The organism is Bradyrhizobium sp. NC92 (genome assembly GCF_025200865.1).
GTDB lineage: Bacteria > Pseudomonadota > Alphaproteobacteria > Rhizobiales > Xanthobacteraceae > Bradyrhizobium.
Genome location: NZ_CP104171.1, coordinates 8,336,947 through 8,355,732, shown reverse-complemented (window position 1 = coordinate 8,355,732; position 18,786 = coordinate 8,336,947). Strand labels below are relative to the sequence as shown.

18 protein-coding genes and 1 pseudogene are annotated in these 18,786 nt (G+C 64.7%); 12 read left to right on the top strand and 7 right to left on the bottom strand.

The window, feature by feature from the left end; genetic code table 11:
• Positions 1-1,253 precede the first annotated feature (1,253 nt).
• Positions 1,254-1,520, bottom strand: a complete 267-nt coding sequence (gene rpsT / locus N2602_RS38770; protein ID WP_024338506.1) for a 30S ribosomal protein S20 — start codon at positions 1,518-1,520, stop codon at positions 1,254-1,256.
• Positions 1,521-1,942: 422 nt separating this feature from the next.
• On the opposite strand from rpsT, the gene N2602_RS38765 reads away from it, so the two are divergent.
• The 3 genes from N2602_RS38765 (at position 1,943) to N2602_RS38755 (ending at position 4,061) form a co-directional block, all read left to right on the top strand.
• Entirely contained in the window at positions 1,943-2,260 is a 318-nt protein-coding gene (locus N2602_RS38765; RefSeq protein WP_025033220.1) for a hypothetical protein, read from the top strand.
• A 133-nt stretch (positions 2,261-2,393) separates the two neighbouring features.
• Positions 2,394-3,050, top strand: coding sequence for a peptide-methionine (S)-S-oxide reductase MsrA (msrA, locus tag N2602_RS38760; protein WP_260381367.1), 657 nt, complete (start codon positions 2,394-2,396; stop codon positions 3,048-3,050).
• A 264-nt stretch (positions 3,051-3,314) separates the two neighbouring features.
• Complete coding sequence (locus tag N2602_RS38755; RefSeq protein WP_260381366.1) at positions 3,315-4,061, top strand: polysaccharide biosynthesis/export family protein; 747 nt, start codon at positions 3,315-3,317, stop codon at positions 4,059-4,061.
• A 135-nt stretch (positions 4,062-4,196) separates the two neighbouring features.
• On the opposite strand, the gene N2602_RS38750 is transcribed toward N2602_RS38755, so the two are convergent.
• From N2602_RS38750 to N2602_RS38740, 3 genes are all read right to left on the bottom strand, one after another.
• Positions 4,197-4,868: a dienelactone hydrolase family protein gene (locus tag N2602_RS38750; RefSeq protein ID WP_260381365.1), complete on the bottom strand. Its 672-nt coding sequence runs from the start codon at positions 4,866-4,868 to the stop codon at positions 4,197-4,199.
• Positions 4,869-5,110: 242 nt separating this feature from the next.
• The gene (locus N2602_RS38745) at positions 5,111-5,446 is read right to left on the bottom strand and encodes a hypothetical protein (protein WP_172787959.1); all 336 of its coding nucleotides are present in this window, start codon (positions 5,444-5,446) and stop codon (positions 5,111-5,113) included.
• Between the two features lie 24 nt (positions 5,447-5,470).
• Positions 5,471-6,235, bottom strand: coding sequence for an alpha/beta fold hydrolase (locus tag N2602_RS38740; protein ID WP_260381364.1), 765 nt, complete (start codon positions 6,233-6,235; stop codon positions 5,471-5,473).
• 499 nt (positions 6,236-6,734) lie between these two features.
• Here N2602_RS38740 and N2602_RS38735 point away from each other — a divergent pair, with 499 nt between their 5' ends.
• The 3 genes from N2602_RS38735 (at position 6,735) to N2602_RS38725 (ending at position 11,019) form a co-directional block, all read left to right on the top strand.
• On the top strand, positions 6,735-7,226 hold the full coding sequence (locus tag N2602_RS38735) for a (2Fe-2S)-binding protein (RefSeq protein ID WP_135163526.1): 492 nt from the start codon (positions 6,735-6,737) through the stop codon (positions 7,224-7,226).
• Entirely contained in the window at positions 7,223-9,505 is a 2,283-nt protein-coding gene (locus N2602_RS38730; protein WP_260381363.1) for a molybdopterin cofactor-binding domain-containing protein, read from the top strand. Before N2602_RS38735 ends, N2602_RS38730 begins: the two co-directional genes overlap by 4 nt.
• A 419-nt stretch (positions 9,506-9,924) precedes the next feature.
• The gene (locus tag N2602_RS38725; RefSeq protein WP_260381362.1) at positions 9,925-11,019 is read left to right on the top strand and encodes an HD-GYP domain-containing protein; all 1,095 of its coding nucleotides are present in this window, start codon (positions 9,925-9,927) and stop codon (positions 11,017-11,019) included.
• A gap of 127 nt (positions 11,020-11,146) precedes the next feature.
• Here the strand turns inward: N2602_RS38725 and N2602_RS38720 are convergent, their stop codons facing one another.
• Positions 11,147-12,727: an AMP-binding protein gene (locus tag N2602_RS38720; RefSeq protein WP_260381361.1), complete on the bottom strand. Its 1,581-nt coding sequence runs from the start codon at positions 12,725-12,727 to the stop codon at positions 11,147-11,149.
• A 226-nt stretch (positions 12,728-12,953) separates the two neighbouring features.
• The gene (locus tag N2602_RS38715; RefSeq protein ID WP_260381360.1) at positions 12,954-13,373 is read right to left on the bottom strand and encodes a VOC family protein; all 420 of its coding nucleotides are present in this window, start codon (positions 13,371-13,373) and stop codon (positions 12,954-12,956) included.
• A gap of 124 nt (positions 13,374-13,497) precedes the next feature.
• Between N2602_RS38715 and N2602_RS38710 the strand changes: the two genes are divergently transcribed.
• From N2602_RS38710 to N2602_RS38695, 4 genes and pseudogenes are all read left to right on the top strand, one after another.
• Positions 13,498-14,472 (top strand): tripartite tricarboxylate transporter substrate binding protein, encoded by a 975-nt coding sequence (locus N2602_RS38710; RefSeq protein WP_172787953.1) that lies wholly within the window; start codon positions 13,498-13,500, stop codon positions 14,470-14,472.
• A 166-nt stretch (positions 14,473-14,638) separates the two neighbouring features.
• The gene (locus N2602_RS38705) at positions 14,639-15,091 is read left to right on the top strand and encodes a helix-turn-helix transcriptional regulator (RefSeq protein WP_260381359.1); all 453 of its coding nucleotides are present in this window, start codon (positions 14,639-14,641) and stop codon (positions 15,089-15,091) included.
• Between the two features lie 11 nt (positions 15,092-15,102).
• Positions 15,103-15,435: pseudogene (locus N2602_RS38700) on the top strand (SRPBCC domain-containing protein); the annotation flags it as partial.
• A gap of 14 nt (positions 15,436-15,449) precedes the next feature.
• Positions 15,450-16,187 carry a thioredoxin family protein gene (locus N2602_RS38695; protein ID WP_260381358.1) on the top strand — a complete coding sequence of 246 codons (738 nt, stop codon included), beginning with the start codon at positions 15,450-15,452 and terminating at the stop codon, positions 16,185-16,187.
• A 168-nt stretch (positions 16,188-16,355) separates the two neighbouring features.
• Here the strand turns inward: N2602_RS38695 and N2602_RS38690 are convergent, their stop codons facing one another.
• Positions 16,356-17,600 (bottom strand): S1C family serine protease, encoded by a 1,245-nt coding sequence (locus N2602_RS38690; RefSeq protein ID WP_260381357.1) that lies wholly within the window; start codon positions 17,598-17,600, stop codon positions 16,356-16,358.
• Positions 17,601-17,805: 205 nt separating this feature from the next.
• Between N2602_RS38690 and N2602_RS38685 the strand changes: the two genes are divergently transcribed.
• Both N2602_RS38685 and N2602_RS38680 read left to right on the top strand, forming a co-directional pair.
• Positions 17,806-18,423 (top strand): hypothetical protein, encoded by a 618-nt coding sequence (locus tag N2602_RS38685; protein WP_260381356.1) that lies wholly within the window; start codon positions 17,806-17,808, stop codon positions 18,421-18,423.
• Positions 18,410-18,784: a transcriptional regulator gene (locus N2602_RS38680; RefSeq protein WP_025033235.1), complete on the top strand. Its 375-nt coding sequence runs from the start codon at positions 18,410-18,412 to the stop codon at positions 18,782-18,784. Before N2602_RS38685 ends, N2602_RS38680 begins: the two co-directional genes overlap by 14 nt.
• The last annotated feature ends 2 nt before the right edge of the window (positions 18,785-18,786 follow it).

Below are 18,786 nucleotides of genomic sequence, written 5' to 3'. Positions count from 1 at the left end.
CGTCAGAAAACTTCTCTTGAGAGATATAGTTGCGTTGTGAGCGCCATGCAGGGTTCTTGCCACGCCCCCTGAACTGGCGCGACCTCGAGCGAGTCCATCGTCGGGCATGGCTCGACCGTTCGGCGCGAACGCCGCGGGTCAGATCAGCGATGTCAGAGATGGAGGGGTCGCGAGGTCAGCGCGTACTCGGCGCTCCGTCACACGCGGGAGGCTGGAGATCCGACGGGGCTGAAACGGCATCGTTGGAAAAAGAAACGTGCTGCAATACCGCGCTGAGTCCGTAAGACATGATACCTCCCCGTCCTGCCGTGATCGCTCACGACAAGGTCCTGCGTGTCCTGAAGACAACCGCGCCGTACTCCTGTCGCGGATGTCTGCCCAATGTACTCGTCGTCCGCTCGACTTCGCCACCTTGCGTGCCGGGGTAACTTCGCGATGTCTCTCATTTGCGCTTGGCGCGAGCGAGGAGATCCCGCTTGGAGACATTCAGACAAAGAGCTACCATTCCCACATTGCTGTGGGTTTTGAACCGACATCACTTGTTGAAGCGTCGCCTACGTGCCTACCGCCGCCGATCTGCACGTTCGCCCCGTTTCCTAAACCGCGCTGGTCTCAAGATCGTGGGCGCCGCTGACTGGGTTAAGGAATACACTAAGCGGAAAGACTCGCAACGAAATTGATTCACAGTTGAGGCGTCAAAAAACTTGACCTCGGTTAATGCCGCACAGGAGTTGTTCACAGGCTCCGAAGCAAGTTTTTGAATCCGTGCACAGAATCGAGAAGGCCGCGCGTCATGTGACAATTCTCGTTCAGCGCCAAATTTTTTTTATAAATTCGTCATGCGCCCGACGTGCGGGCGAATTTTCCAAATGCTTGTCGCTGCTATGTAGATAAGTGATTATCGAGTCATCGCTTTTCGAGACTCGTTTTGCAGGGTAACTCCACACTCGCTCGCGTTCCGGCGAATCTACGGTGTGCAGAACTCTCATCGGCCACCGATTCAATTCGCGCCCGCGGCACAGGGGTTTTTGCAACGCAGTGAAGTTTCCACTGTTGCAGAACATGGGCAGGTAGAACTACGGAACGAAAACTGACGCAGACGATTTAAATCGTCCAAGCGAGGCGTGAGCCTCGCGTGACTGCTGGCGTGAAATTATGACAGCCAACAAAAAAGCCCGGCGTGAGGCCGGGCTTTTTGACGCGCTGACCGGATCGACCGATCAGACGATGTCGCCAAGATGACTTGGCAAGATTTACTTCGCGAGCTTGGCGATCTGCGCGGTGAGGCGCGAGACTTTGCGGCTGGCGTTGTTCTTGTGAATGATGTTGCGCTGGGCGGCGCGCATCAAGGCGGGCTCGGCAGTCGCGAGTGCCTTCACGGCAGCGGCGCGATCGCCGCTCTTGATGGCTTCCTCGACAGTGCGCACGGCGCCACGCATCTGGGTGCGGCGCGACTTGTTGACGGCGGTGCGGCGGGCGATCTTGCGCGTCGCTTTCTTGGCAGAAGTGGTATTGGCCATGGTCTCAATGTCCTTTGCGGGTACCGGTCGCGTCTTGGTCGGGTAGCGCCGGCTTGCTTGACCGCGTAATCGACGCTCGGATTTAGGGTGTTCGGTTGCTGGGCCGTTCCCGGAACATGAGCGACCGCCTTGCGGCTGTCTCTGAGGCTCCACGGTGACTTCAAGCTCGAGAGAGTCCTGAAGCCCAAGGTGCCTGCAACTGCTCAAAGAACAGCGGCGGCGGGATTGCGCCCACCGCCAGTTGGCGCCCTTATAGAGAGGGTCTTTCGCACCGTCAACGCTTTCGGGGGCTGGAAACGCGCCTTTGGCGGGCCGGTTTGGTGCCGTAACGCCCTGAAGAGGTTGAATTTCTGCCGTCGCCCGGCTATTGGCTGGCATCGTTTCGCAAGGTCGTCCGGTCGGGCGACTATCGTAGGTGAGGCATGATCCGCGGCTTTTTCCGACTGATTGGGCTGTTGCTGCTCGCCGGCGGGTTCATCTTCATGGTCTATGACGGCGCCCGCTGGGTGGCCGACCAGACCCTCAAATTCACCCGTTTCGGCCAGTTCTGGAACGACATCAATCAGGCCAGCCAATCGGCCTTCCGCACCTGGGTCGAGGCCAAGGCGCCTTGGCTCTGGACCTCGGTGATCCGCCTGGTGCTGGAGCAGCCGGTCTTCGCCGTCCTCGGCATTTTGGGCATCCTCCTGATGATCCTGTTCCGCCCGCGCAAGCCCTTGATCGGCTATTCCCGGGATTGAGCTTTCAAGTTCCGCCGGCCGCCGCGTAACAGCGCTGCCTCTTGCCGCGTAGAGCCCTATATTCCCACCTCATCGCGAGCGCGCGCCTGGTCTCCCGACTAGCTCAGGCATGCGCTCGCTTCGGAGATCCATCATGCTGTTCATGCGCAAGACCACTGCATTGCCGAGCGCAGCTGACGCGCTGCCGGGCCGTGCGCAGGCCATCCCGACCGCGACCACCCATTTCGTCAACGGCGCAAAGCTGAAGCCGCCTTATCCCGCCGGTCTCGAGCAGGCATTGTTCGGCTTAGGCTGCTTCTGGGGCGCCGAGCGCAAGTTCTGGCAGCTTCGCGAGGGCATCTATGTGACGGCCGTCGGCTATGCCGGCGGTCACACGCCGAACCCGACCTATGAGGAGGTCTGCTCGGGCCGCACCGCCCACACCGAAGTGGTGCTGGTCGTGTTCGACCCGAACAAGATCTCCTACGAGACGCTTCTGAAGACTTTCTGGGAAAGCCACAACCCGACGCAGGGGATGCGCCAGGGCAACGACGTCGGCACGCAATACCGAAGCGCGATCTACACCACTTCCGATGCGCAGAAGCAGGCGGCCGAGCAGTCGAAGGCGCTCTATCAGAAGGCGCTCGCAGCGAAGGGGCTCGGTGCCATCACCACCGAGATCGCGCCCGCCGGTGCGTTCTATTTCGCCGAGGACTACCATCAGCAATATCTGGCGAAGAATCCCGCCGGCTATTGCGGCCTGGGCGGCACCGGCGTGTCCTGCCCGATCGGCGTTGGCGTGAGCGCGTGAGCTAAACGACGTGTCTTGCTTACCCTCCCTGGAGGGGGAGGGTCGGCACGCGATCGAGCGAAGCGAGATTGCGTGACGGGGTGGGGTGATCTCTCCACTCGGGCACTGTTCGTCGCGGAAAGACCGTCACCCCACCCCGCTCGCGCTGCGCGCGATCGACCCTCCCCCTCCAGGGGAGGGTGGCACCGTCATCGCTCCACTCAACGCTTTATTAACCATACCCGGTGCATCAGTGGAGCTGTCTCGTTTCGAGGGATGGGTCCGGTGCCGGTTGCACGCGCGTTTCGATGGTCGAACTTGGCGTCCTTGGCAGCGTCCGCCGCGCTGGCCCTTGGCGGCTGCATGCAGACCGCAACCCCCGTCGCGATGGTGCAGCCTCGTCCCGATCTCGATTCCATGGCCTACGGCCAGCCCTACGGCGTGCCGCAGCCGGTCGCCGTGGCCAACAACGGCGGCGGCGCCATCGCAGCCTTCAGCAATTCCTTTGCCGCCTCGCCCGGACCGATGCCGGTCGGCTACGCCGCGCCGATGGCGGCACCGGTGCGCAATGGCGCCTCCTACCATCTCGACGCCGGCGACAAGCTTCGCGTCGTGGTCTATGGCCAGGAAGGTCTCACCAACAGCTATGCGATCGATGCCGGCGGCTCCATCACCATGCCGCTGATCGGCGCGGTGCCGGCCCGCGGCCGCACCACGGCAGGGCTGGCCGGCGAGATCGCCGCACGCCTGCGCAACGGCTACATCCGCGAACCTTCGGTGGCGGTCGAGATCGAGACCTATCGTCCGTTCTTCATCCTCGGCGAGGTCCTTGCGCCCGGCCAATATCCTTACGTGCCGAACATGACGGTCGAGAGCGCGGTCGCCATCGCCGGCGGTTTCTCCCCGCGCGCCAAGCGCGACGTGGTCACGGTCACGCACAGCGAGAACGGCGGCGCCATGCGCGCGGTCGTTCCGCTCGGCACGCCGCTCGCACCGGGCGACACCGTGTTCGTCGGCGAGCGCTGGTTCTAGGGTTCTCTCCTTCTGTCATTCCGGGGCGCGACGAAGTCGCGAGCCCGGAATCCATTCATCCACAAGCGCTGACGCTCGATGGATTCCGGGCTCGCGCTGCGCGCGCCCCGGAATGACGGTGGAGAAACCCGCACTCTATTTCAAATGCTTCGCGAAGAACGCCATGCTGCGCGGCCAGGCGATGTCGGCGCTGGCCTTGTCGTAGCTGGCGCGCTCGTCGCAATGGAAGCCGTGCTGGGCGCCCGGATAGATGTGGACTTCGACCTCGGGCCGCTTCGCCTTGACGGTCTCGACGTCGGTGAGCGGAATGCCCGCATCCTTCTCGCCGAAATGCAGCTGGGTCGGCACCTTCGGCGTCTCGTCGGCGAAGCGCACGACGGCGCCGCCGTAATAGCCGATCGCGGCCTTCAGGCCGGTCAATCGCGTCGCCGCGACGAAAGCGATGCTGCCCCCTAAGCAAAAGCCGATGATGCCCACGGGCCCGGTGCGCTTCACCGCATCGATCGCAGCTTGCGTGTCGCGCAGCATTGCCGCCCAGTCCGGATTGGCCACGAACTTGCGCGCCTCCGCGATCTCGTCGGGCGAATAGCCCGACTGGAAGTTCGGCGCCGTCCGGTCGAAGATCGACGGCGCGATCGCGACATAGCCTTCCCCGGCAAGGCGGTCGCAGACCGAGCGGATGTGGTGATTGACCCCAAAGATCTCCTGGATCACCACCACCGCGCCTTTCGGCGTGCCGGCGGGGTCGGCGCGATAGGCGCCGAGCTGGAAATTGTCGGAGGCCGTCAGCTTGATGTCTTGTCCCACGCGGGTTGTCCTTCTTGGTTGTTACGAACTCAGGCTCTCAGGATGACGGTCATAGATGAGAGCTCGCTGCTTCAACACCGTCATTGCGAGCGCAACGAAGCAATCCAGAATCCCTCCGCGGAAGCAGCCTGGATTGCTTCGCTGCGCTCGCAATACGGAGTATGATGTAGGCCCATTGTCCGCCAGCCAGCACCTCAATCCTAGCGATAGCCTCGCATTCTCTCAGGATGAGGCGCAGCACCTCACTCCCACATCCAGTTCTCGCCGTAATCCTCCTTCCATCCGGCCAGCCGTCCGTGACGGAATTGCAGGAACAGGCGGTGGCGAGAGGGGATCAGGCGGCTGCCGCCGATGTTGCGCAAAGCGAGATAGATCTCGTGGCCGGGACGTCCCCGCACATATTGCAGCGGCTGACCGAGCGCGCGTGCGGTCTGTTCGGCATCCATGCCGAAGGCGAGCGGAATGTTGTTCGACAAGGTCGTGACGAAGGGCTGGCGCGGCGGCACGGCGCCGATCGGCTCGGCCTGCACAGATAGCGACAGCAGCATCGTGCCCGCAGCCAGCATCATCAGCTTCATCGCCTGTGTCCCTGCTCGATCGCCCTATGCCGGCAAGTTCTTCAGGAAAGGCGCGACCGCGTCAACAAAAGCCTGGGGTTGATCGATGTTGACGGCGTGTCCGGCGGCGGGGATCACGACCTTTTGTGCGCCGGGGATTTTTGCCGCCATGTAGTCGGACGCGGCGAGGAACGGCGTGTCGTCGGCGCCGACCACGATCAGGCTGGGCACCCGGATGTCGGGCAACCGCTCCATCACGCGCGCATCGCGCTGGGTCAGCATGCCGCGCGCGGCAAGCGCCAGTCCCCTGGCGTTGCGATGGCGCGCGGTGGCGCGCTCGCGCGTCGCCGCCTTCAACACGTCGAGGCCTTCGCGGTCGAGCCGGTCGGCGGTGGCAAGCGCCCGCGCGTTCCAGGCCTCGCGCGCATCGTCCTTCCTGAAGCCGGGGCCGGTGTCGATGATCAGCAGCGCGCGGGCCCGCTCCGGATGTGCGCGATAGAACGCGAGCGACATGTAGCCGCCGAGCGAAAGCCCGCCGATGATGGCGCGCTTCGCACCAACCGCATCGAGGATCGCCGCCATGTCGCCGACCGTCAGCGCTTCGCTGTACGCGTTCGCATCGTCGGGATAATCGGACTGGCCGTGACCGCGCATGTCCCACAGGATCAGCGTATGATCCTTCGCCAGCGCATCGATCTGCCCATGCCACATCGCCGATGTCGAGGAATAGCCGTGCGTGAGCAGCAGCGGCGGCCCGTTGCCATGAACCTCGTAATAGATCCCGACGCCGTCCCGGTTCATCCTTGGCATTGTTTCCCGCCCTTTCTTTTCCTCGCCATTAACTCGGTGCTTCACCCTCCCCTGGAGGGGGAGGGTCGGCTCACATGGAGCGCAGCGAAATGTGAGACGGGGTGGGGTGACGGTCTTTCCACATCCAACAGTGCCCGTGTGGAGAGATCACCCCACCCCGCTCGCGCTTCGCGCGATCGACCCTCCCCCTCCAGGGGAGGGTAAGGGTTTGCGCGCGGCTGCACTCTAGCTCGCCAAGTTACCTCGAAGAAACCGCTCGAACGCGATGGCACGCATGCCTGACGCACGCGCTGTTGTGTCCAGTGGCTGCGTCGCGGCCCTTGGCGCGGCGCACAACGGGCGAGTGTGGCGGACGTTTTTTCGACTCGTTCCAAATTGCATTTGCCTCCGCGCCGGAACGCGATCATTCTCGCGGGCAAGGTTGACGCCAGCCCGGTGGGCGTCCGCCATTCAAGTTGCCGCCGTAAGTGGCTTCATGCACCGGCAGGGGAAGACGCCTATGCCAACTCTCACCATCAACGGGCGGAGTCTGTCCGTGGATGCGGCGAACGACACGCCGCTCCTCTGGGCGATCCGCGAGCAATTGCAGATGACCGGCACCAAGTTCGGCTGCGGTGCGGGGCTGTGCGGTGCCTGCACCGTCCACGTCAACGGCGAAGCCGTGCGCTCGTGCCAGACCATGGTCGGCGACGTTGCCGGCAAGAAGATCACCACCATCGAAGGTCTCTCCGCCAAGGGCGATCATCCCTTGCAGAAGGCCTGGATCGCCGAGCAGGTGCCGCAATGCGGCTATTGCCAGTCCGGGCAGATCATGCAGGCGGCGTCGCTGCTCGCGAAGAATCCCAATCCGACCAAGGAAGAGGTGGTCGCCCATATGGACGGCAATCTCTGCCGCTGCATGACCTATTCGCGGATCCAGAAGGCGATCATGCGCGCCGCATCCGAGATGCGCACCGCATCCGCCACCTCCAACGAGCGGAGGCCCACATGAACGAGCATGTGAAGAACGTGACACCCGAGACGACGGATCTCAGCCGCCGCTCCTTCCTCGTCGGCACCGCCGCGACCGGTCTCGTGCTCGGCTATGCCGGCGTGCCCGGCATCGGATCGGCAGCCGCCGCGCCGGCCAATTTCGAGCCGAGCGTCTGGTACGCGATCTCGCCGGACGGGCTCGTGACCGTGACCTGCGGCAAGGCCGACATGGGCCAGCACATCGCCTCCACCATGGCGCAGATCGTCTGCGAGGAACTGGGCGCGAAATGGAGCGACATGCGCGTGCAGCTCGCCTCCAATGATCCCAAGTTCAACGATCCCGTGCTGGGCGCACAGATCACCGGCGGCAGCTGGTCGACCATGATGAACTTCGAGGCGATGAGCCGGGCCGGTGCGGCCGGGCGGATCGCATTGACGGAAGGTGCCGCCGCCGCCATGGGCGTGCCGGCATCGGAGCTGGTGGTGCGCGATTCCATGATCGTGCATCCGAAGTCGAAGAAGCAGATGTCGTTCGCCGATGTCGTGAAAAGCGGCAAGGCGACGAAGACCTTCACGCCGGACGAGCTCAAGGCCCTCAAGCTGAAAACACCCGATCAATACACCATGATCGGCGTGTCGGTGCCGCAGCTCGACATCCCCTCCAAGACCAACGGCACGGCCAAGTACGGCATCGACGTGATGTTGCCGGGCATGGTCTATGGCGCGGTGGTCACGCCGCCGGTGCGCTTCGGCGCCACGGTGAAATCGGTCGATGACAGCGCGGCAAAGAAAGTGCCGGGCTTCATCAAGGCCGTCACGCTCGACGACAAGACCGCAACGACGTCGGGCTGGGTCGTCGCCGTCGCCGGCACCTACGCCAACGCCAAGAAGGCGGCACAGGCGCTGAAGATCGCCTATGACGCGGGTCCGAACGCGAAGCTGTCGAGCCAGTCGCTGCTCGACGAAGCCAAGCGGCTCCAGGGCCTGGAGGATTCCGGCCAGTTCTTCGTCAAGGACGGCGATCCCAATGCTGCCTTCGGCTCGGCGGCCAAGGTGGTGGAGGCGGAATACACCACCAGCATCAACATCCACGCGCCGCTGGAGCCGATGAACGCCACCGCGGAGTTCAAGGGCGACATCCTGCACATCTATTCCGGCAACCAGTTCGCGACGCGCTCCGGTGCGATCGCGGCGGGCGCTGCCGGGATCGATCCGAAATTCGTCGTGATGCATCAGCATTGGCTGGGCGGCGGCTTCGGCCGGCGGCTCGATGCCGACATGATGATTCCGGCGGTGCAGGCGGCCAAGGCGGTCGGCAAGCCGGTGAAGGTGATCTATTCGCGCGAGAACGACATGACGATGGATTTCTCGCGTCCGCTCACCTACCAGAAGGTCAAGGCCGGCGTGGACGGCGATGGCAAGCTCGTTGCGATCAGCCACGACGTGGTCTCGGCCTGGCCGACCGCGCGCTGGGGAATCCCCGATTTCCTGACGCCCTCGGTCGACAAGAAGGGCCCGCTTGATTCCTTCACGGTCAATGGCGCGGACTTCTTCTACACCGTGCCCAACCATTATGTGCGCGCGATCAAGAACGAGCTCGCGCACAACGCCACGCCGTCCGGCCAGCTTCGCTCGGTGGCGCCGGGCTGGACCTTCTGGGCCGTCGAAAGCATGATCGACGAGATCGCGGCAGCGACGGGCAAGGATCCCGCGCAGTTCCGCATCTCATTGCTCGACGGCGCCGGCAAGAACGACGGCGGCGCGCAGCGCTTGCGCAACACGCTGCTCGCCGCGATGGGACTGTCCGGCTACGGCACCAAGCAATTGCCGAAAGGCGAGGGCATGGGCGTCGCCTGCGTCTCCTCGCAGGAGCGCGCGACCGCGAGCTGGACGGCGTGCGTGGCTCACGTCGCCGTCGCGCCGTCGGGGGAGGTGACCGTGAAGAAGCTCACGGTCGCAACCGACGTCGGCACGCAGGTGCATCCCGACAATATCCGCGCCCAGGTCGAGGGTGCGGCGCTGTGGGGTCTGTCGCTGGCGATGTACGAGAAGGCGACACTCAAGGACGGTGGCATCGAGCAGACCAATTTCGACAGCTACACGCCCTTGCGCATGAGCCAGACGCCCGAGGTCGCGGTTGCCGTGATTGCCAACGGCGAGAAGGCGACCGGCGTCGGCGAGCCCGCGGTCACCGTGGTCGCGCCGGCCATCGGCAACGCCATCTACAATGCCAGCGGCGCCCGCGTCCGGGCGCTACCGATCACGGCGGAGGCCGTGAAGGCGAGCATGAAGGCGTAAGCCGAGCCGCGATTGCAGAATCAAATGGTCCGCCGGAGGGCAACCTCCGGCGGATTTGTTTTTGGAGCCGCCTCCCACCCTCACTGTCATGCCCCGCGAAAGCGGGGCATCCAGTACGCCGCGGCATCTCGGTTCCAGCCTCGCCGTCTCGGCGTACTGGGTCGCCCGGTCAAGCCGGGCGACGACAGCGGAGGTGGGTCTTAGGGCCTGTAGAGATTCCCCTGTGTTATCAATGCCCGCTCTACTGTGCATGGGGTTGTTTTCTCGCTTTCGAGGTTCCCCCTCCCGGAACCCAATCCCTAAAATTGCGTGCAATTCCCCAAGCCTCCATTGAGCACGCCTCTTAAGGGCCAGAGAACCTGATCCGGCTTAGGCTCATCGGCCAATACGCCCGAGTTCCCGGCCCTTGTGGGGAAGCCATGAACGCCACAGCCAAATCCGCCGCCAAACGCCGGCTTCTGCTCGCCTCCGATCGCAGCGACGGCAGCAGCGAGCTCGCCAGCATCTTGAAAGCGGTCGGCGACGTCTCGACGGTAAAGACCGAGGAGATCCCCGCCCAGCCGGCGCGCGATCTCTCCGGCCTCGTGGTCGACATCAACCTGCGCTCGCCCGAGAGCGTGCAGCGGGTCCGCAACAAGCTGCGCGGCGATGCCTATCGTTCGATGCCGCGGCTGTTCGTGCTCGCGGACGCCCTGCATCACGGCACCATGCAGGCCTGGGCGCTCGGGGCCACCGACACCATCTCGCGGCCGCTTCAGGCCGAGGCCATCCTGCAGCGCATCCGCGCCGCATTCCCGGACACCGCCGCCTATGACGCCACCGATCGCGGCAAGACGCTCAACCGCGGCGTCGAGGCGGCGCATGCGGTGCTGACCAAGATGTTCGAGAAGCTGCCGCTCGGCGTGCCCCTGACCTTCGACGACGTCATCGCCGCCGAGAGCAAGATCCTGAAAGCGATCAAGCATTCCTCGCTGCGTGAATGGCTCACCACGGTGGGCTGTCATCATGTCGGCAGCTATCGCCACTGCCTGTTCGTCACCGGCTTCGCCGTCGCCTTCGCCCAGCATCTCGGTATGCGCGAGGACGACCAGCGCCGCCTCGTCCGCGCCGCGCTGCTGCACGACGTCGGCAAGGCCTTCGTTCCGGCCTGGCTGCTCGACAAGCCCGGCAAGCTCACCGACGAGGAGATGGCCGAGGTCCGCCAGCATCCGCGCCGCGGCTATGACGCGCTCGCCGCCCAAGGCAGCTTCCCGCCGGAGATGCTGGACGTGGTGCTGCATCACCACGAATTCCTCGACGGCTCGGGCTATCCGAACGGCCTGTCGTCGAACCAGATCAGCGACATCGTGCGGCTGACGACGATCGTCGACATCTACGCCGCGCTCGTCGAGAAGCGCGCCTACCGCATGCCCTTCACCCACTCCCGCGCCTTCACGATGATGGAAGGCATGGGCGGCAAGCTCGACCAGCAGCTGCTGCAGGCGTTCCGCCCGGTCGCGCTGGGGTCGTTCTAGGATAAGGATCCCTCCAACCTCGTCATTGCGAGGAGCGAAGCGACGAAGCAATCCAGACTGTCTCCGCGGAGGAACGCTGGATTGCTTCGCTTCGCTCGCAATGACGGGTGAACTGTCTTCGCGCGCCTCACCCCACCATCTTCCGCAGCTCCGCCTTCGCCACCTTCTCCAGCGTCGAGCGCGGCATGTCGTCGACGAATCTGATCTCGCGCGGCAGCTTGAAGTCGGCGAGGCCCTTGCGGCAGGCTTCCATCACGCGATCATGCAGGTCGGGTGCAGCGCCCGCGACGCCGTCCTGCGGGATGATGAAGACCACGGGCACCTCGTCCAGCATCGGATGCTTCTTCGCCACCACCGCGGCCTCGCGCACGCCCGGCACGAGCGCGATCACCTGCTCGATCTCGGAGGCCGCAACGTTCTCGCCGCCGACCTTCAGCATGTCCTTGGCGCGGTCGCCGAACTTGATGAAGCCGTTCTGGAGCCGCTCGACACGGTCGCCGGTGAGAAAGAAGCCGTGCTCGTCAAAGCTCTCGCGCGTGGCCTTCTCGTTGTGCAGGTACTCGGCGAACAGCGACAGGCCCGGGATGCCCTTGATCGCGAGATTGCCGGTGTCGCCGACCTCCGTCGGCCGTCCGTCGTCGTCGGTGATGCGGATCTGATATTCGGGCGCGGCGCGGCCGATCGACATCGGGATGTTGGGCTGGTCGACCTCGCCGACGATGCCGTGGGTGATGGTCTCGGTCATGCCCCACCAGCCGATCATCTTGATGCCGAACGCGGCAAAGGCCGGCGGCTCGTTGATGGCGGTGCCCCACAGGCGGAACTTGTGGTCCTTCGGGATCTCCTGCTCGAGCAGCGCCTTCGTGCAGAACGGGATGGTCGAGGTCCAGGTCGCGCCATGCTCGCGTGCGACGCCCCAAAACCGGCTGGCCGAGAAGCGCGGCTGGATCACGCAAGTCGCCCCGACCCACAGCGTTGCCAGCATGGAGTAGGCGAGGGCATTCGTGTGGAACAGCGGCAAGTAGGCCTGGTGCACGTCGCCGGCGTGCAGGTCCTCATGCGCGGCGTTGATCTTGGCGCCCCACAGCGCGTTGGCATGGGTCCACAGCACCGCCTTGGGCCGCGACGTCGTGCCCGAAGTGTATTGCACGCTGCATGGCGCCAGCGGATCGGTCGCGCGCCGGGGACGATCGGCACTGTCGGCGAACAGCGATTCGAAGCTGTCGCCGCGCGACACCCCTTGCGCGGGCGCCGCGCCCGCATCGTGCGAAGTCACCGCCAGCCAACGGATGTTGCGGCAGTTCTGCGCGACGATGTCCGCATAGGCCGGCTGCGTGATCGCGGCGACCGCGCTGCAATGATCGGCGAAATACGCGATCTCGGCCGGCGCCGAGCGGGTGTTGGTGGTGACCGCGACGGCGCCCAGCTCGACGCAGGCGAACCAGGCCAGCATCGCCTCGATGCAATTGTCGAGATGAATGAGCACATATTCGCCCGGCTTGACGCCGCGCCTGGCGAGCCCGGCCGCGAGCGCGCCAACCCGCTCGTGAAACTCGCCGTAGCTCCAGCGCCGCGCCGGCGCATCGAACGGCGCCCAGATCAGGAACGGATGTGAGCTGCGGATTTCGGCGCGCATCTTCAAGAGCCAGGGCACGTCGAGCCCATCGAACGGGCCCACGATTCCGGCTGTGGTCTGTTGAACTGGCATGGCTCCTCCCGGTGCAGCCTGCATCTTGCTGGCGGCTGTCTTTTGATGATTGCGTCTTCCTGCCATCGGATGAGGCGTGAAGCAAATCGGGGGAGAGGGCCGAGCTCTCTCCACCGTCATTGCGAGGAGCCCTTGCGACGAAGCAATCCAGACTGGTTCCGCGGAGGGATTCTGGATTGCTTCGCTTCGCTCGCAATGACGGTGTTTGGGGCGGGAAGCGGAGGTCCTACCGGCTACCATCCTCGTACGACGAGATCTCGATCAGGCTGCCATCGGGATCCCGGCAATAGACCGAGCGCAGCGTGCCGCGGGCGCCTTGCCTCGGGCCCGGGCCTTCCTCGATCGCGACGCCATGTGCCCGCAAATGCGCCACCACCTCGTCCGGCGTGGCGGAAGTGAGAAAGCACAGGTCCTCGCTGCCCGCCGTCGGCTGGTCCGCGGTGAACCACTCCACCTTGTCGGCGTCGCGTTGCCGGACGTTGATCCTCTGGTTACCGAATTCAAGGAAAGTCCGCGGCGCTTTGCCGCCGCCGGGATCGAACAGCTTGACATCCATGCCGAGAATCTTGCCGTACCACGCAGCACTTGCCGCGACATCGGTGACATTGATCACGAGATGATCCAGGGCATGAACCTTGACCGTCATGTCTCATCCTTTCGTCGTGAAGTGCCCCGCGCACTTTCCGCCCGCGGCCAGCTTTGTTACAACCGCGGCCACGCGGCCTTCAAGCCATCCGACCTTCAAGAACAACACTGGGAGAACCCTTGAGATGATCACTCGCCGTACCGCGCTGGGCCTGCTCGCCGCCAGTCCGCTTGCCGCCACCCCGCTGTCGAAGGCCCTTGCCGCCGATTATCCGGCCCGTCCGGTGAAATGGGTGGTGGGCTATCCGCCGGGCGGCGCCACCGACATCCTGGCACGGCTGATCGGCCAGCGGCTGTCGGAAAAGCTCGGCCAGCAATTCGTGATCGAGAACAAGCCGGGCGCCGGAAACAACATCGCGACCGAATCGGTCATCAATGCCGAGCCCGACGGCTACACGCTGCAGCTGGTCAATCCGGCCAACTACATCAACGCCTCGCTCTACGCCAATCTGAAGTTCAACTTCGTGCGCGACATCGCGCCGGTCGCCTCGTTCCAGCGCGTGCCGAACGTGATGACCGTCAACAAGGACGTGCCGGCCAAGAACGTCGCCGAGTTCATCGAGTACGTGAAGGCCAATCCCGGCAAGGTGAACATGGCTTCGTCCGGCAACGGCACCTCGGTGCATCTGTCCGGCGAGATGTTCATGGCCATGACAGGCTGCAAGATGCAGCACGTGCCCTATCGCGGCGCCGCGCCCGCGATCACCGACATGCTCGCCGGCCAGGTGCAGGTGATCTTCGACAACATGCCCTCGATCATCCAGCACATCCGCTCCGGCAGCCTGCGCGCCATCGGCGTCACCACCACGGAACGCTCGCCGCAGCTGCCCGACGTGCAGCCGATCGCCGACACCGTGAAGGGCTATGAGGCGAGCGCGCTGTTCGGCATGGGCGCGCCGAAGAACACGCCGAAGGAGATCATCGCCAAGCTCAACGCCGAGGTCAACGCGGTGATCAAGGAGCCCGACATGGCCAAGCGCCTGGTCGAACTCGGCGGCGAGCCGCGGGTGCAGACGCCCGAGGCGTTCGGCGAGGAGATCAAGGCCGAGACCGAGAAGTGGAAGAAGGTCGTCGAGTTCGCCGGCCTGAAGGTCGAGTAGCGATCTCGTGATGACCGGGAAGAGAGCCCTGCCGTTCGGCAGGGCTTTTTTCTTTGCGTTGCTTGGTTGATGCAGCCTGCGTCCATCAACAGATCACGCAGTCGTGCGAATCCGCGTCTGCGGGTTCCGGCTTGACGTTGTCGCGCTCGCGTCTATACTAAACCACATGGTTAAGTATAGGGACGAGACGCTGGACCGGACTTTTGCGGCGCTGTCCGACCCGACGCGGCGTGCCTTGCTGGCGCGCCTCGGCGAGCAGGACGGCCTGTCGGTGAGCGAGCTGGCGGCCCCGTTTGCGGTGTCGCTGCCGGCGATCATGAAGCATCTCGACGTGCTCACCGATGCCGGGCTGATCGTGCGCGAGAAGACCGGGCGCACGGTTGCCTGCCGGCTGACCGCGCAACCGATGGAGCAGGCGATGAACTGGCTCAATCGCTATGCGCAGTTCTGGTCCCACAATCTCGATCGCCTCGCCGCCTTCGTGGAGGAAGAGACATGGCCAACGCAGTCGCCAACGCTGTCGAACGCCCGGCAGAACGACCAAGCCTCACGCTCACGCGCCGGCTCCGCGCGCAGCCGCAAAAGGTCTACGCCGCCTGGACGCAAGCCGCGCAGCTAGCGCAATGGTTCGGGCCGCCGAACATGAAGCCGGCGACGCTTAAAGCCGAGCTCGACGTTCGCGTCGGCGGCCGGTTTCGCATCAGCTTCACTGGCGATGACGGCGAATATTTCGAGGCCGGCGGCCGTTATCGCGAGGTGATGCCGAACGAGCTTCTCGTCTTCACCTGGGCCTGGCACTCGACGCCGGAGCGTGAATCGCTGGTGACGATCTCGCTGAAACCTGATGGCGCCGGCACCTTGATGATCTTCCATCACGCCCAGTTCTTCGACGAGACCGCACGCGACAACCACCAGCGCGGCTGGAGCTCGTTGTTCGACAAGCTCGATGCTTTCGTCGCCTGACCAAGGAGAACGCCATGCAGCAACATCAGATCGTCTCGCGCGAGCAATGGATCGCCGCGCGCAAGGCCCTTCTGGACCATGAGAAAGAGTTGACCCAGGCCCGCGAACGGCTTGCCGACGAGCGCCGCCGGCTGCCCTGGGTCAAGGTCGACAAGGCGTACGAATTTGACGGGCCGAACGGCATTCTGTCGCTGGGCGACCTGTTCGAGGGCCGGCCGCAGCTCATCGTGCAGCACGTGATGTTCGCACCCGATTGGGAGGCGGCGTGCAAGAGCTGCTCGTTCTGGGCCGATGGGTTCGAGCGCATGGTGCCGCATTTGGCCGCGCGCGACACCGCGATGGTTGCGGTCTCGCTGGCGCCAAGCGCAAAGCTCGAGGCCTTCAAGAAGCGGATGGGCTGGACCTTCGACTGGGTTTCCTCAGGCCGCAACGACTTCAACCGCGATTACGGCGTGACGTACTCACAGGAAGAGGTCGCGACCGGCAAGCCGATGTATAATTTCGGGACCACGCCGCTGTACGGCCCCGAGTTGCCCGGCATCAGCGTGTTCTACCGCGGCGAGGCCGGCGCGATCTTCCATACCTATTCCTGCTTCGCGCGCGGCCTCGACATGATGAACGCCGCTTATCAATATCTCGATCTCACCCCGCTCGGCCGTCACGAGGAAGGCCTGCCCTATCCGATGGACTGGGTGCGTCTGCGCGACCAGTACGAACCGCAGCCGGCGAAGGCGGCGTGCTGTCACGGGTGAGGGCAGCGCTCGACGCACATCAAAGGTGTCATCGCCCGGCCTTGACCGGGCGATCCAGTACTCCGAGGCGGCGCGGCTAGGGCCGAGAAGCCGCGGCGTACTGGATTCCCCGCTTTCGCGGGGAATGACAGCGGAGGGTGATATGCAGGGTGTGCCTTGCCCCGATAGCTACCGCTTCGCGTCCGCCTGCTCCGTCGCATTGCACGAGATCAGCATCGTGTACGGCCGGGCGTTGGCGGCGATGTCGGTGGTCTTGAGCTCGCTCTTTGGCTCGGCGGTCTGATAGGGCACGATCGAATTGTCGAGGAAGTCGCGCAGCACGCCGGTCTTGATGGCGAAGTTGATGTTCTCGGGGATGTTGCCGGTCGCCACCGCGATGCGCAAGGCCGGGATCTTGCCGGTGACCACGCCCACGACCTGGCCGGTGTTGTCGAACAGCGGCCCGCCGCTATTGCCGGGCTGCACGGGTGCGCTGATCTGCAAGAAGCGCGAGTCGTTGCGCATGCCGCTGAGCGAGCTCACGATGCCGGTGGTCACGCTGAAGTCCGACGTCAGGATGCCGTGATAGGGAAAGCCGATCGCGACGACGGAATCGCCGGAGCGGATCGAGCGGTCGCGGATCCGGGCGAAGTCCTTGAAGGTCGTCGTCGACGGCGCCTGCAACAGCGCGAGATCGTTGTTGGCGTCGCTCGACACGACGCGCAGCACCATTGCGGCTTCGCCGGTGAGATTGCCCTTGATGTCGCCGACGCAGCCGTCGATCACATGGTGGTTGGTGACGATGTGCCCGCCCGTGCTGACGACGAAGCCGGTGCCGCTCCTGGCTCGGGCAGGCTTGCCGCCGGAGGGCGGTGCCGCCTGCTTCTCCGCCGTCGCCGCCGGCTTGGCCGCACCCTTGGTGAAATCGCCCGCCGTGTCGAGCCCGTCGGCTTTCACCTTGCTTACGCAGTTGGTCAGTGCCGCGATCACCGGCCCGGTCGATGTCAGATCGAAATTCAGCACGGCGCGACCGGCCGTCGCCACCATGAGGCTCGCCTTCTGAAACGTACGCACGACTTTGAGCGGCATGACGGCGGTGAGCATGTTGGACTGATACGCCGTAGCGTACAGCCTGGCTTGCTCCTGCCCGTCGAAGGTCACGTCGATCGCGGCGCTCTCGCCCTTGCTGAAGCGGTAGCTCGGACTTGCAAAAGCCAGCGTCCAGGTGCCGGTGGCATTGTAGCCCACGACGAGAATGACGCCGTTCGCGTAAGGCGTCGTCGCCGCGCAATGGGAGAACGCGCCCGTCTCGTCATTGCTGAACGCGCCGCCGATCCAGTTGCCGACATTGACGGTGCCGAACGGCCCCGCCGCGTTAGCTCCGACCACACTCACCTGCAACACCAACGCAACGACCAACGACCTCAACCACATACCAGCCCCCGGCAAACGCGCTTGCATCCATCTTATCCGCGAGGGCAGGTGAGGCGCAACCGTCAGTTGTCCGCTCCAATCGTTTCGGCTGCCCGCAGCAATTCGGGCTTGCATTTACTTTGCGGCGCCATATACTTTGCAATACAAAGTAACGGGACCAGCTGTCCTGCGAATGCCCGGGTGGAACGAGGTTTTGGCGGTGCCGATGCGCGATCTCGACAAGGCGCTGGCCGACATCGTGGCGATCCGCAGCCAGATCGCGGCGGGCACCGCCTTCCGCGGCTACGGCCCGGCGGCGATGGCTGCGACCGGCGCCGTCGCACTCATCACCGCCATTCTGCAGTTCTGGTTGCTGGATGATCCCACCGGCGAGCCGCTCGGTTTCTTCATCGGCTGGTTCATCGCCGCCGCGCTCTCGGGGCTGATCATCGGTATCGAGATGCGCGCGCGGTCGCGACGCCATCATTCCGGTCTCGCCGACGCGATGATTCACCAGGCGGTCGAGCAGTTCCTGCCGGCGGGCGTTGCCGGCGTTCTGCTCGCGGTGGTGATGTGGAAGTTCGCGAGCGAGACGCTGTGGCTGCTGCCGGGCCTGTGGCAGATCCTGGTGTCGCTCGGCATCTTCGCCTCGGTCCGCTCGCTGCCGCGCACCGTCGCGCTCGCCGGCGCCTGGTATTTCGTGTCCGGCTTCGCGGTCGTGGTGCTCGCGAGCCGAACCCACGCGCTGTCGCCATGGACCATGGGGCTGCCCTTCGTGATCGGGCAATCGCTCATGGCGGCCATTCTGCATTTCGCCTCCGGAGACAACGATGTCGAAGACTGACAGCGCGCCCTTCTCCTATGAAGGGCTCGACCGCGTGATCCACGAGAAGGCGAGGCTCGGCCTGTTGACCTCGCTGATGGCGCATCCCAAGGGGCTGGCATTCGGCGATCTCAAGCAGCTCTGCGGCCTCACCGACGGCAATCTCAGCCGGCACCTTGCCGTGCTCCAGGAGGCCGGCCTCGTCGAGGTGACCAAGGGCTACGAGGGCAACCGTCCGCACACCACCTGCCGTCTCACCAAGGCCGGCCGTCGCCGCTTCCTCGACTATCTCGCCGTGCTCGAGCGGCTGGTGCGCGACGCGGCGAAGGCCGCCGGCCGCGAGGCGCCGCCGCTCGGCCGCCTCGGTATCGCCTCGACCTGATC